At 37.7% G+C, this 14,331-nt stretch carries 12 protein-coding genes; 5 read left to right on the top strand and 7 right to left on the bottom strand.

Features of this window, described 5'->3' with window-relative positions; genetic code table 11:
* Positions 1 to 7: 7 nt before the first annotated feature.
* Positions 8 to 661, bottom strand: a complete 654-nt coding sequence (gene pyrE / locus Q8M41_RS04030; protein WP_305363961.1) for an orotate phosphoribosyltransferase — start codon at positions 659 to 661, stop codon at positions 8 to 10.
* Here pyrE and Q8M41_RS04025 point away from each other — a divergent pair.
* From Q8M41_RS04025 to Q8M41_RS04015, 3 genes are all read left to right on the top strand, one after another.
* Positions 660 to 1,268 carry an NUDIX hydrolase gene (locus Q8M41_RS04025; RefSeq protein ID WP_305363960.1) on the top strand — a complete coding sequence of 203 codons (609 nt, stop codon included), beginning with the start codon at positions 660 to 662 and terminating at the stop codon, positions 1,266 to 1,268. The genes pyrE and Q8M41_RS04025 overlap by 2 nt on opposite strands.
* 678 nt (positions 1,269 to 1,946) lie before the next feature.
* Complete coding sequence (locus tag Q8M41_RS04020) at positions 1,947 to 3,122, top strand: ImmA/IrrE family metallo-endopeptidase (protein ID WP_305363959.1); 1,176 nt, start codon at positions 1,947 to 1,949, stop codon at positions 3,120 to 3,122.
* Positions 3,123 to 3,131: 9 nt separating this feature from the next.
* Positions 3,132 to 3,623, top strand: coding sequence for a hypothetical protein (locus Q8M41_RS04015; protein WP_305363958.1), 492 nt, complete (start codon positions 3,132 to 3,134; stop codon positions 3,621 to 3,623).
* 175 nt (positions 3,624 to 3,798) lie between these two features.
* Here the strand turns inward: Q8M41_RS04015 and coaD are convergent, their stop codons facing one another.
* The 3 genes from coaD to Q8M41_RS04000 form a co-directional block, all read right to left on the bottom strand.
* Complete coding sequence (gene coaD, locus Q8M41_RS04010; RefSeq protein ID WP_305363957.1) at positions 3,799 to 4,284, bottom strand: pantetheine-phosphate adenylyltransferase; 486 nt, start codon at positions 4,282 to 4,284, stop codon at positions 3,799 to 3,801.
* A gap of 112 nt (positions 4,285 to 4,396) precedes the next feature.
* Positions 4,397 to 4,951, bottom strand: a complete 555-nt coding sequence (locus Q8M41_RS04005; protein ID WP_305363956.1) for an RsmD family RNA methyltransferase — start codon at positions 4,949 to 4,951, stop codon at positions 4,397 to 4,399.
* Complete coding sequence (locus Q8M41_RS04000; RefSeq protein WP_305363955.1) at positions 4,942 to 5,796, bottom strand: DUF3822 family protein; 855 nt, start codon at positions 5,794 to 5,796, stop codon at positions 4,942 to 4,944. The genes Q8M41_RS04005 and Q8M41_RS04000 overlap by 10 nt, the downstream gene beginning before the upstream one ends.
* A gap of 123 nt (positions 5,797 to 5,919) precedes the next feature.
* On the opposite strand from Q8M41_RS04000, the gene Q8M41_RS03995 reads away from it, so the two are divergent.
* A complete protein-coding gene (locus tag Q8M41_RS03995) occupies positions 5,920 to 7,347 on the top strand; it encodes an ATP-dependent RecD-like DNA helicase (protein ID WP_305363954.1) in 1,428 nt (475 codons plus the stop codon).
* Between the two features lie 7 nt (positions 7,348 to 7,354).
* On the opposite strand, the gene Q8M41_RS03990 is transcribed toward Q8M41_RS03995, so the two are convergent.
* The 3 genes from Q8M41_RS03990 to Q8M41_RS03980 form a co-directional block, all read right to left on the bottom strand.
* Entirely contained in the window at positions 7,355 to 8,116 is a 762-nt protein-coding gene (locus Q8M41_RS03990; protein ID WP_305363953.1) for a hypothetical protein, read from the bottom strand.
* A gap of 196 nt (positions 8,117 to 8,312) precedes the next feature.
* Positions 8,313 to 9,803 carry an arylsulfatase gene (locus tag Q8M41_RS03985; protein WP_305363952.1) on the bottom strand — a complete coding sequence of 497 codons (1,491 nt, stop codon included), beginning with the start codon at positions 9,801 to 9,803 and terminating at the stop codon, positions 8,313 to 8,315.
* Positions 9,804 to 9,834: 31 nt separating this feature from the next.
* The gene (locus Q8M41_RS03980) at positions 9,835 to 11,355 is read right to left on the bottom strand and encodes an arylsulfatase (protein ID WP_305363951.1); all 1,521 of its coding nucleotides are present in this window, start codon (positions 11,353 to 11,355) and stop codon (positions 9,835 to 9,837) included.
* Positions 11,356 to 11,516: 161 nt separating this feature from the next.
* On the opposite strand from Q8M41_RS03980, the gene Q8M41_RS03975 reads away from it, so the two are divergent.
* The gene (locus tag Q8M41_RS03975) at positions 11,517 to 14,243 is read left to right on the top strand and encodes a sulfatase-like hydrolase/transferase (RefSeq protein WP_305363950.1); all 2,727 of its coding nucleotides are present in this window, start codon (positions 11,517 to 11,519) and stop codon (positions 14,241 to 14,243) included.
* Positions 14,244 to 14,331: the final 88 nt, after the last annotated feature.

The raw sequence follows: 14,331 nt of genomic DNA, 5'->3' as shown, positions 1-14,331 counted from the left end.
ATCAGGTTTAGCTTTCTAAGGTATTACCCCAGTTTTGAGGGTCTTCACGCCAGGTTCTTAATAATTTCAAATCTTCTGCTGATACAAAACTGTGCTCTGCGGCGTAATTGATTAAAGTATTATAATTAGAAAGTGTTAAGAAACGACATTTTGCTTTTTTGAAATTTTCATCAGCAGCGTCAAATCCATAGTTGAAAATTCCAACCAATCCTGCAACTTCGCAACCGGCTTCCCGAAGCGCATGGACAGCCTGTAAACTGCTGGTTCCGGTCGAGATCAGGTCTTCGACAACAACAACCCTTTGCCCGGGTGAAAATTCACCTTCAATCAGATTTCCTCTTCCATGCTCTTTGGCTTTTGCCCTCACATAAATGAATGGTAGCCCTAGTTCCTGTGCTACAAGAACCCCTTGCGGAATACCGGCAGTTGCCACTCCGGCGATTACAGAAACAGAACCGAATTCTTCCTGAATCAAGGAAGAAAGTTTTTGCCGGATATAAGTACGGATAGATGGATGCGATAAAGTGATGCGATTGTCGCAGTAAATAGGGGATTTCCAACCCGAAGCCCATGTAAATGGATTGTTGGGTTGTAATTTAATTGCTTTAATTTGTAGCAAAAATTCAGCTACTTTTTGTTCAATCTCACTCTTATTAATCATGGCTCAAATTTATAAAATTTATATCAACGAAGTAGCTTTAATCATTACAGATTCTCAACCTTCAGATATTCAAGACTATCAGGAACTTAAAATTTCAGAGTTTAATTTTTTCAGGTTTTATGAACAGGTCAGAGAGCTTAACAGCCCTAAAATATTTCTTCTTTTAAGCAAAAATTTTAAGTCGCATTTCAAGAAAATTAAGCGGTCAATGAAAATGATAAAGGCTGCAGGTGGACTTGTGAGTAATGAAGAAAAGCACTACTTGTTTATTTTCAGAAATGGTAAGTGGGATTTGCCAAAGGGAAAGCTGGATAGTGGAGAAACTGCTAAAGTAGCTGCGGTACGGGAGGTGGAAGAGGAGTGTGGTATTCGTATCGAGAGCCTTGGAGATAAGATCTGTAACACCTATCATATTTATGAAATGAACAAAGAACGGATATTAAAGAAAACTTCCTGGTACCGGATGAGCGCTGTTAATCAGAAGGTATTGATCCCTCAGCTTGAAGAAGGAATCACAGATGTACGATGGCTTGCTCCGGGTGATTTTATGATGATCAGGCAGAATACTTATCCTTCGATCAGGGATCTGCTGAATGCTGAGTTCTGATTTTCAGGTATTAATTAACCTGAGTTCGGTATAAAATCCTGCGGGGCTATTTTAGATTGAATGATTTTCTCTTGTTTTAGAAAGCAGGGTCTGTTTCTCTTCGGTTGTGCCAGCCTACTTGCCAGCGCACGTGTGTAATGTGTGCTAATTTAACGTGAGTTCTATATTAAACTATCTAAAGATTAAAATTTAACCACATAGTTTGACTTTTATTATGCTTTAAAGGAAACGTAGATTGTAAATCCTATAGATTGAAGCAAAGCTTCAAGGCTATCTGTGTCTAAAATATAGGTTAGAAGTTATAAATTGCTATGTTTCTATGTGGTTTTTAAAATATTATGTCGAGAACACGTTAATTTATAGTGCGCGCAGCGGCAAGGCCGAGCTGTCTGTCCCAATGGAATACAGCTCCGGGTAAAATAAACCTTGCCGGAGGAGGTAGCTTCAGGCTATTCGTAATTTGAAATAGAACGGGATTTATTGCCGGAAATACTCCGGAGGAAAGGGCTGAGCCAATCTATAACACAAAGTTAGTGGCTATGCTAACTGACCACACAGCTAAATCAATTAAACAAAGAGGAAAATGCTAATTTTTTTAAAAGGTAAATTTACCTTTAATTATTTGCTTATTTAATTAATATCATTATATTTGCGGTATATTTACCTCAAATAAATTCAATGATAGATAATATTTTAGATAGAAGCTTTCAGTATAATGGTCCAACTCTTGAAGAACTATTTAAAGAGAAGCTTGAAAATTCGGGTTTGACTAAGACTCAATTTGAAAAATTATCGGGAATGGAAAGAAGAAGTCTAGATGCCATTCTTGACAAAACTTCCAAACAAACAGACATAATTAAACTCTTAAAACTTGCTGAGTTCTTAGAAATGGATTTCAATGAACTATTAATCGTTCATTTTAAAGATAGACCTGTTGAGGAAATAAAAGAACTCCAATCATCAATGGACATTACATTTATCAATAAATATTTTGATCTTAAAACGTTGATAAATTTAGGGTTTATTGATAAGAATGATTCTTTGGATAAACTGAAAGAGAGAATTTGTAATTTTTTCGATATAGACAGTATTTACGAATATGATAGAGAATTAAGTGAAGCGTTTTATAGCAGAACCAAAAAGTCTTTTAGTGATAAAATGAAAGATTTTTGGATTAAATCAAGTTATAAATATTTTGAGTTAATTGATAACCCTAACGATTACAGCAGACGAAATTTAGTTGAATTAATTCCTAAAATCAAACCATATACGCAAAACGTTGAAACAGGTTTACTTACAGTTTTTCAAGCCTTATACAACATCGGTATTACAGTAGTTTTTCAACCTTCTTTGCCAAAAACACAAATAAGAGGAGCAACGTTTTTAATTAAAAATAAACCTTGTATCGTAATTACAGATTTCAATAGGAATTATTCAACGATTTGGTTTGCTCTGATTCACGAACTCCATCATATTTTATTTGACCTGGAAACAATTGAAAAAACAAATTATCATTTGTCTGGTGAGCCTGATCTATTTTTAATACAAGAAGATAAAGCAAACGAATTTGCATCTGAGTATTTATTATCATCTGAGAAAATGAGATTTATTGAAAAGATGATGCATAATAGATTTATGGTGGAAAAATTTGCAAAAGAGTGTCAAGTTCATCCTTGTATAATTTATTCACAGTACCAATGGAGGCAATCAGAAAAAGGAAATGATTACTGGGGTGCTTTTAAAGAACATTTTCCTAATATAAAAAGCGTCACTAAAAAATTAAACGTTTCAAATTGGGACATAGAATCAATTAAAGAAGCAGCATTAAAAATAAGAGAATTATTAACAGTATAAAATTGTGGTATGAAAGATAAAAAGACAGACCAAAGCAAAATAGAAAGGAAACTTTCCAAGGAAGACTTAGAGAGATTAGAAATTCTACAAAAGTCTGAAGATATAAAAGGAGAGCAACTTTCTATAAATCTTGACTCGGAACTTATTGTTGAAAATCAAGCGGAACTTCTCCTTGGTCAGCGAATAGACGACCCAGTACAAAAGTTTCAATTATATTATCACGGTCTATCTAAGCTATTAAAAGACAGTCTTCCAAAAGGAAAGGAATTTGAAGATGTGAGAAGAATTGTTTATGATGAAAAAAATATTCTTATTAATCGAGGAGCTAAAAAGGACGAAAAAGGAATAAGAGGTAGTGATGGTAGAATGGCATATATTGAAGACCTTGAAGAAGCAATAAAGATTGTTGCGGAGTGGACTAGTAGAAAAGGAACTTCTGCGGAACTTTTTATGGCATTTTGGGACAAAAATGAAGAATTAGGTTACGGACATCAAGATTAGATAAAGCACAGCCACTAATAAATCAAAGGTCAGTGCTTTTAATAAAGTCATTGCCAAACTGAAAGTTAAGTGCTTTTTAATCGGCTACTTATAATACACGCAAAACTGTATTGGTTTCAAAAATCAAATTATTTTCGCTCCAGAGCCCGACCTGACCAATTATAATCGTATTATTTTACCCTTTCTTTATCGAATTCGGGTTAATTAAATCAAACGCTTCCTGAGGTATAAACTGCCTCACATCCCCATTATTCCTCATTATATCACGAACTATTGTCGAACTTATGGATGAATACCCCGGTTTGCTGACAATAAAGATGCTTTCAATTTCGGGTACGAGTGCATGATTCATTTGAGCGATCGCCTTTTCATATTCAAAATCTGAAACTGTTCGAATGCCTCTGATCATGTATGTGGCATTGATCTTTTTGCAAAATTCAACCGTCAGTCCTTCATAGGTTTGAACTTCAACTTTAGGCTCATTCGCAAATACCGCTCTGAGCATTGCTTTTCTGATGTCGATACCAAGGTATGGGGCTTTGGTACTGTTTAAGCCAATACCGATAATAACTTTATCAAAAAGGGGTAAAGAACGTTTTAGTATATCGACGTGGGCTTTTGTAACCGGGTCAAATGAGCCTGGAAAAAGGGCGATCTTCATAGGTTTTTTTGTTTTTCCGCCCGGGGCGGATCGATTAATTAAAATGATCTGTACTTATTCAGAAATTGCTTTAGAGTGCTTTTTTATTAAAGTTAAATATAATTGAATATAATCAATCTTCATTTTTACCTTGCTTTTCCCTGAAAAGGCTAAATGAAGATGAGCCATACTGTCGCTGCTCAATATAATTTTGGTGATTATCCAGCTTTTTCATACTTGAATGTTCAATAATCAGATATCCATCAGCCTTTAATAGATTACGATCAAAAATTGTTTTTGCAATTATATTGATTTGAGGAAGGTCATAGGGTGGATCAGCAAATATCAGATCATATTTTTCTGTTTCAGATTCCAGGAATTTAAATACATCAGCCTTGAAAGATTTTATGGCTGGAAGGTCGTATTGTTTTGCTAATGTTTTGAGGTAATTATAGCAGCCAAAGTCGCGGTCGACTGAGCAGATATTGGGGACTCCTCTTGATGCAAATTCCATTGAAATATTTCCGGTTCCGCTAAAAAGATCTAAAACCCGAATCTTTTCAAAATCAAACTGGTTAAAAAGGATATTAAACAGGGCTTCTTTTGCAACATCAGTTGTAGGTCTGACAGGTAATTTCGCTGGAGGGTTTAAACGCAGGCCTTTTAATTTCCCGCCTATTATTCGCATTCGTCCAGACTAATTAGTGAGAAATAAGTATGAGGACTTACATTATTAAACAATTCCGGGTGATTAACAATTAATCTACTATCGGCAAACATCGGTACTTTAAAATATTTTATAATCCTCTCATAATATTCATCATTCCCGGATGTCACATCTCCTGAAATCATCACTTTTGTAATTGCTGGGTCAAGATCTAACGAATCAATTGTATTTAGCAGATAGTAGTTAAATTCATCTGCATTGATACATTCGAGTATATTGTACAATACAAGTTCAGATTTTTTTAAACAAGCAATCTGGATATGATCGCCATGAAAATCGATGAATAAGCAGGTGCCATTTCTGTCGGGGTTGGTTTTTTTTATGCCTTCAATGAAAGAACTAGCCTGACTGTAAATACGCGGCTTCTGAAAAATATGATTTAAAGCGCTATTGAAATTTGCATCGATGGCGAAAATGTTTCTGATTTTGGAAGTTCTGATCCTGTTCGTTAGAATCAGATCTGTTGCCGAAGGATTAAAGAATTTTGCATATTCCTGCTCATTCTCATTTTCATATAATTCTTCAGGGATGAACGTGAACTTATAGGAGTCGAAAGAAATCCGGATCTTACTGAAAGGGTATGTAAATTCCCGTTTGGTTTCAGGAAGTCTTTCAATTGCAAGCATCAGGTCAGCCAGATTACTAATCTCAGGCAATTCATATTCTGCAAGAGCTTTAAGTTCATCCCTTACCTTATCAATAATGGCGTATTGTAGTTTTCCAATACCTATATGGATCAAAAGATCGCACTTTGCTGCTGTTTGAGATTGTAAGCTGTTGTCGACTAAGTGTAGTAATTTGATCATCAACAACAAAAATATAGTTTCTCTGCAATATTTTGCACAATCTGCTGATTTAGCACTTTAATTATTTTCAATCCATTTTATGCTTTCGAAAAATAATAGATTCATTATTTGCAATTTGCGGAAATGTATATCCGGGATCTTATCGAGCAAAATTTTGGCAAAATACCTACCGCCCAGCAGAGAGAGGTTTTTGTTATGCTCGAGAAGTTTCTTAGTTCAACAAACGCTGATGAATGCTTCATTCTGAAAGGCTATGCAGGAACCGGTAAAACTACTCTGATCAGTGCACTGGTTAAGGTACTGCCTAAAATGAAGTTAAAATCAGTTTTGCTCGCACCGACCGGCCGGGCAGCTAAAGTAATCAGTAATTATTCAGGCAAGAAAGCATTTACTATCCATAAGAAAATATACCGTAAGAAAGTTGCGGCAAGTCCGGAAATGAATTTCGTACTGGGTGATAATATCATGGAAAATACCTTGTTTATCGTTGATGAGGCTTCCATGATCTCCGATCAGGTGCATGATTACAGTCGTCAAAGCCTTTTGCAGGATCTGATCTCCTACGTTTACAATGGTAAAAACTGTAAACTGATGTTAGTAGGCGATACCGCACAATTGCCGCCGGTAGGTTCGGCTATAAGTCCGGCACTGAACAAACAATTCGTTTCCGATCAGTTCCGATTGAGTGTTTTTACCTATGAACTGACTGATGTAGTTCGTCAGGAAAAGGAATCCGGAATACTGTTTAATGCTACACAACTCCGTGAGTTGGTACGGAAAGGAGAAGAAGTCTTCCCAAAATTTAAGATCAGGGGATACAAGGATATTTTCAGAATGACCGGTGAACGACTTATTGAAGGCCTGAATTATGCCTATGATAAGTATGGAATGGAAAATAGCATTGTGATCTGCCGCTCCAATAAAAATGCAAATGCCTACAATCAAAATATCCGTAACAGGATTTTGTACCGGGAGGAGGAGTTAAGTAGTGGCGACCATATTATGGTTGTTCGTAATAATTATTTCTGGCTGAAACCGGAAGATAATAGCGGTGATTTTATTGCAAATGGAGATATTGCAAAGATACGGAAGGTGAGAAGCATTGAAGAGCAATATGGCTTCCGCTTTGCTGAGCTTGTCATTGAATTGCTTGATTATCCTGACCAGGAACCACTGAGCTGTAAAGTGATGCTGGATACCTTATATTCTGAAACGCCAAGCCTTTCCAATGCCGACAATAAACGCTTTTATGAAGCAGTATTGCAGGATTATATGCATATCGAAAACAAGAAACTCAGGATGGAGGAACTAAAGAAGGATCCATACTACAATGCCCTCCAGATAAAATTTGCCTTTGCTGTCACTTGCCATAAAGCTCAGGGCGGACAATGGCCTGCCGTTTTTATCGATCAGGGATATCTTACCGATGAAATGCTGAATACTGAATTTTTAAGATGGCTTTATACCGGGGTCACCCGCTCTAATAAGGAGCTGTTTCTGGTCAACTTTAGTGATCAGTTTTTCTTAGAGAATAATAATTCAACACAGTGATTTAATGCTATTCACTGTGTTGAAAATATAAGTTAGTGGTGATATTCAATGACTTTAGATATGAAAGCAAAACATTAATGAACATAATTATTCCAAGCATTTCACAGCTTTCTTCCATGGTTGTTACTAAATTATACATCAGATCTTTAGGACTTTGTTCCAGACTGATAAATATTTTGGCACTTATAATTTCCAGACCAATTGAGCCACTTAAAAAAATCAAGCAAGAATAAAAGAAGCCTTTAATATAAGGTCTGGGCAAGGCTTTTAGAAATTGAAAATAGTACAGGGAAAAACCGGTCATGAAAATTAATCCCAAAATAACCCAGGGAAACCTCATGTAACCGCTAAGCTGATAAACCCGAACCAAAGGATCGATGGTCATTTCGTGAAAACCAGCAATTTCATCGATCGATAAGAGTATAAACAGGATTGAAAGTATCTTCCAGCGCATAGTAAAAGGATCATTTACCTTTGACTTTAAATTTGTAATTAAGGCCAATAGAATGCCCGCGAAAAGCAGGTTAATAGCTGAAAAGTAAGTAGGTATACTTTCTTCATCATCAAAGAAGAACTTTTTAAAACCATAAAAATTGGTATGGCCTGCTTCAGTTAAAAAGACTACTACAAGATTGAATGTTAGTTGTATTAGAAAGGTGTAGTATAGAAATTTTTTAATTTTTTGGGTGTCAATATAAATCTGATTGCTTAATTGGGCTGCTTTGTAAAAGCGCTTATCACTTTCATCATCTTTTTCTGGAATCAGCATAATCTGGTTTTTTAAATCTTCTAAATAAATATGAGAGTTTAACAGGTTATAATGTTTATTAATTGCAGATTAATAGTACACTAAATTCTTTTAATTGGATTGTTGCTAGATTTCTAAATTAGATAAATATTTTCTTTCTGTGATATCCATGAATCTAATATGTGAACTGATGTAGCTTTTCTAACAGAACAAATTTTTATTTCTTTAATAATTCGTTTTGTAAGAGACTTTTCAATTCACTTAATTTTGCCGGAACGGAAGTTGCGAGATTATATCTCTCAAAGGGATCCCTGCTAAGATCGTAGAGTTGTTCTGCTTCATCGTTACCATATTCGATATCGATTTTAGGATTGTAAGCAGGACCTTTATTCGGTTTGATATACTTCCAGTTACCTTGTACGATACTTAATGTTCCTGACTGTTCAATAACATGTGTTCTTCCTTTGGTATCGGAGCCAAGCCAGGTTTTCAGCTGATTCTGACTGTCTGATGCTGAAGCTACATCATATTTTTGATTCGTTAAACCCGCCATTGTTGCCAAAAAATCTACCTGTGATACCAAGGCACTTGAGCTCTCATCTGCTTTTACTGATGGATGCCTGACAATAAATGGTACCCGTGTACCTGCTTCAAAAGCACTGTATTTTCCTCCTCTTAAGCCCGCAGCGGGCTTATGCTTTCCAATATTCTCTTTTGAACCATCATGGTATCCATCATCTACAACGGGTCCGTTATCACTTGTTAGAATAACCATAGTGTTTGAACTCAGTTGAAGCGAATCAAGTAATTTCATAAGCTGCCCAACTGAATCGTCGAATTGCAAAATTGCATCGCCTCTGTTTCCAAGGCCACTTTTGCCAAGGAATCGGGAATTAGGGACTCTCGGAACATGAATATCATGAGTAGAGAAAAAAAGGAAGAATGGATTTTGGCTATTCTTTGAAATAAATTCTTTTGCTTTGTCAGTAATTCGCTGGGCAATATCTTCATCCTTCCATAGGGCGCTGGTTCCGCCAGTCATGTAACCTATACGACCGATTCCGTTGACTATGGTGTTATCATGCCCGTCAGAATGTTTCATTCTTAAAAGTTCAGGATTATCTTTCCCTGTTGGCCATTGTCCTATTTTATTTACATAATTAACCTCAATCGGATCTTTTGGATCCAGATTTACTACCCGATCATTTTCAACATAGACACAAGGTACCCTGTCGCCGGTTGCAGGGATCAGAAATGCATAATTGAATCCTATATCTAGTGGTCCGTTAGATATCTTACCATTCCAGTTAGGGCCTTCAGCACCACCAAGGCCCAGATGCCATTTACCTACAACTGCCGATTGATAACCTGCTTTACCGAAAACAGTAGCTACGCTCTGCTGCCCGCCCTTAATTAGTGCGGAAGCATTTCCCGGGGCTATTCCAGTATCGTTCCGACGAAATGCATAACGGCCGGTTAGCAAGGAATATCGGGATGGCGTACAGGTTGCTGAAGTACTATAGCCCCTGGTAAATTTCATTCCCTGTTTGGCTAATTTGTCAATATTTGGCGTTTTTATGGCTTTTGCACCATAGCAACTGAGATCGCCATAACCCAAATCATCGGCATAAATCAAGACCACATTAGGCTTCTGTGCGAATGATTCCGCAGCCAGAATCAGAAATAATATTAAAAAGCGATACTTCATATTTTGGTGTTAAAATTTGGTCTATACTAAATTAGTTCCTGATGATTTTTGGGTCAATAAATTCCCAGTCAAGTATATGAGGATGAACATGTTCCCGCTTTACAATAGCATTCATCTTTTCAATGATCTCCGGATGTTTAGCAGCAAGGTCATTACGCTCATATTTGTCTGTTGCAAGATCAAAAAGCTCCCATGGATCTTTGGGATTCTTCCTCACATTTCTTTTTACCCCTTTCCAATTTCCGATTCTAACCGCTAGTTGCCCTCCGTTTTCAGGGTATTCAAAATAAAGGAATTCATGTTTTTTCTGCTCTGTTTCCCTTCCTAATAGTTCCGGGACTAATGATTTTCCATCTGTTTGTGTAATTTTTGAGCCGCTTAGTTCTGCAAGGGTAGGCATAATATCATATTGAATAGAAACATGATCACTCACGGTATTCGCTTTAATATGATTTGGCCATCGGGCTATGAACGGTACCCTGATTCCGCCTTCATAGAGATCCATTTTTAATCCGCGTAAACCTGAAACACTGTTAAAAAATTTTGTATCCACCCCTGCCGAGAAAGTAGCACCGTTATCACTTGAAAACATAATGATCGTATTCTCATCCAGTCCGAGTTTTTTTATCCGGTCCATGATGATTCCTACCTGCTCATCAAGATAGCTAATCATAGCAGCGTAGGTTGAGAGTGGATATTTATTGGGCGCATAACCATTTTCGCCATAATAGGGCTTTTCATCAAACTGACCAATATATTTCCTGACAGATTCCTCTGGAGCCTGCAAAGCCAGATGCGGCAAGGTATAGGGCAGGTATAAAAAGAAAGGTTGTTTGCTATTCTTTTCAATATAACTCAATGCCTTCTGAGTGAATTTTGCGGGAGCATAATCTTTGCCTCTGAACTTTTCAAAATCGGCGCCTGTTGCAGTTTTTGAATCAATTTTTCCATGAACACTGAATACATGATTGTTCAATGCATCCCATTTGTCATTTTCCCAGAGATGTGTAGGGTAAAAATTATGTGCCTGCTTCTGATCCAGAACTCCGTAATAATAATCGAAGCCATGGTTCAGCGGACTACCGGTAGTTCCGGTAACCCCCATTCCCCATTTCCCAACAAGCCCGGTATGGTAGCCTCTTTCTTTAAGCATTTTGGCAATTGTATAGGCACCTTCATGCAGGGGCATTTGTCCGCCCTCCAGACTATCAGCAAAACCACCCATTTCATAATTCCCTCTGATATAAGAGTGCCCTGAATGTTTTCCTGTCATCAAAATGCTCCGGGATGGTGCACAAACGGGTGCTCCACTGTAGTGCTGTGTAAAACGCATTCCCTCCTTTGCCATCCGGTCAAGATGTGGGGTCTTTATTTTTGTTTGACCATAGCTGCCAAGCTCTCCATAGCCAAGATCGTCAGCATAGATGTAAATAATGTTTGGTTTAGTTTTTTGTTCCTGCGCTATAATGAACAAAGGAATAAGGAAAAATAAAACAAACAGGCCCGATGTTCCTAAGCATTGATTTAAAGTATTCCTTGCTTCTTTTAACATATTTGTGATCAAAATTGAATTTGAATGACAAGATAGAAAAATTGTATTCACATTTTCATTCAATATTCTTCATGGATTGACGAAATACTACCCTCCGTTTTCAATAAGGCATTTTTATTACCTGAGTATCATTTTTTGGTTTTATTATTTAATTTAGTCAAATGCTAAAGATCAGATACTCCCTTCTAATTGCTTTGCTTTCAGTTATTTCGATGCAGGCATTTTCCCAACAGAAAAAAAAGAATATCATCGTATTTCTGGTTGATGATATGGGTTGGCAGGATACTTCTGTGCCTTTCTGGTCTAAATCAACCAGTTTAAACGGGATCTATCGTACCCCAAATATGGAGCGTCTTGCCAGGCGTGGGATGAAATTTAGTAATGCTTATGCTAATTCAGTTTGTACACCAACCCGGGTTAGTCTGGTAACCGGAATGAATGTAGCCAGGCATGGAATAACTAACTGGACCAATGTAAAAAAGAATACGCCTACCGATTATCCGGACAGTGTTCTGATTCCTCCGGTGTGGAACCATAACGGACTTGCATTGGCAAAAGGAATTAACAATAGCGTAATAGCTACACCACTTCCAGTACTTTTAAAGCAGGCAGGCTATTTCAATATACATTGCGGAAAGGCCCATTTTGCTCCATATGGCACCCCTGCATCAGATCCTTTAACAATTGGTTTTGACGTGAATATTGCAGGCACAGCAGCCGGTCATCCGGGAAGTTTTCTGGCCGAAGACCGATATAGAAACAATCCAAATGACACTACCTGGGGTGTCAGGGGATTGGATAAGTATGCAGATCAGGGTTTAAATCTTACCGAGGCTCTGACCAGAGAGGCCATTGCTACTTTAGCATCAAACAGGAAAAATAAAAAGCCATTCTTTTTGTACATGTCGCATTATGCGGTGCATTTGCCATTCAGTAAGGACAAACGTTTTTATCAGAACTATATCGATAGGGGTTTGTCGGATACAGAAGCCCGATATGCAGCCTTAATTGAAGGCATGGATAAAAGTTTGGGTGATCTGATGGATTATCTGGATGCCGAAGGAATATCCGATGATACCTATATTCTATTTCTTTCTGATAATGGTGGATTAACAACTACACCGAACAGAGGTGGATTGGCACATACTCAAAATTTGCCATTAAAAATGGGGAAAGGATCTTTGTATGAAGGGGGAATTCGTATTCCAATGATCGCAGCAGGGCCGGGAATAGCCAAAGCCAGTACCAATAATCAATATGTAGGTATTGATGATATTTTTCCAACTGTGTTGGAATTGGCCGGACTCAAAAAATACAGCACTATACAACAAGTTGACGGTAGAAGTATCAGCCCTTTTCTGTTTGATTCGAATAAAACAGATAATGAGAAGATTCTGTTATGGCATTATCCAAATAACTGGACAACTATCAATCTGAAAGGAATTTCCTGGGCTTCTGCCATTCGCAAAGGTAAATGGAAACTTATTTATTTTCATAAGGCAGCTAAGCTGGAGCTATATGATATTCAGGCTGATATTGGGGAGAAAAACGATCTTTCAATGCTTCAAGTCAAAAAGTTGAAGGAAATGGCGGGGCTTCTGACCAATGAGCTTAAAAAAAGGGGGGCTGCTATGCCAACTTACAAGAAAACAGGTAAGCAGATTCCATGGCCTGATGAATTATACGAACAGATCGCAGATTCATTAAGGCTTCAGCAAGTTATTCAGCCACCGGGAAAGCAAAATGGGGCTTCAAATAATTTTATTCCGCCGTCCAATTACCATATTCACCGGCAGAGCTTGCAAAACAGTTATAATAAATTCAGTCAGGAGAAAAAAGGAAGGGTAGCTTTTATGGGTGGATCAATTACGGAAGGTGGTGCCTGGCGCGGGAAGATAGAAAGCTATCTGAAAGGCCGTTTTCCGGATACTGATTTTGAATTTATCAATGCCGGAATCAGTTCAACCGGAAGCACTCCCGGAGCATTCAGGCTGGAACAGGATGTGCTTTCAAAAGGTCCGATCGACTTGTTTTTTGAAGAGGCAGCTGTAAATGATGAAGTGAATGGCTTTGATGGAAAATCACAATTAAGGGGGATGGAAGGTATTATTAGTCATGCATTAAGAAGTTATCCCAAAATGGATGTGGTGATGTTGCATTTTATTGATCCCCCAAAACTAGAAATTTATAGGAATGGTGGTGTGCCGGAAGTTATTATCAATCACGAAAAGGTAGCTGAGCGATACAAAGTGAATAGTATTCATTTGGCCAGAGAGATTAGCGACCGGATTCTTGCCGCTGAGTTTAACTGGAAAGATGATTTTAAGGATCTTCATCCATCAGAATTTGGCCATGAGATTTATGCCCGCTCGATCAGCACATTTTTGGATAATGCATTCGCAAAGGTTGCTGCAGACAGTCCGAAACCTACAGCCAGGCTATTGCCCGAAGCGCTGGATAGCTTCAGTTATACCTCAGGTCAGTATCTGCCTGTTAGTCAGGCGGGAAATGTGATTAACTGGAATTTTATTGAGAAATGGTCGCCTAAGGATGGTGTTTCTACAAGAAAGCGCTATGTGGACATTCCGGCAATGGTCGCAGAAGTATCCGGTGCTGAAATGAAGCTTGACTTTACCGGAAAGGCTATTGGTATCTGTATTGCTTCAGGTCCGGATGCAGGTATGATTGAATATAGTATTGACGGAGCTGCTTTTAAAAAGGCAGATCTTTACACCCAATGGAGCGGGGGACTTCATCTTCCCTGGTACATCATGCTAAATGATCAATTAGATGATAAAAAGCATACCCTGATTATCAGAACCCTTTCAGAAAAGAATAGCAAGAGTAATGGCAATGCCTGCAGAATTTTACATTTTCTGGTTAATTAACGTGAGTTCGACATAATATTTAAAAAACCGCATAGAAACATAGCATTTTATAGCTTCTACCCCATATTTTAGACACAGATAGCCTTGA

The sequence above is a fragment of the Daejeonella sp. genome, assembly GCF_030684675.1.
Taxonomy (GTDB): Bacteria; Bacteroidota; Bacteroidia; order Sphingobacteriales; family Sphingobacteriaceae; genus Daejeonella.
Note: the sequence above shows the minus strand (reverse complement) of the source record. Positions and strands in the feature narration are given on the sequence as shown.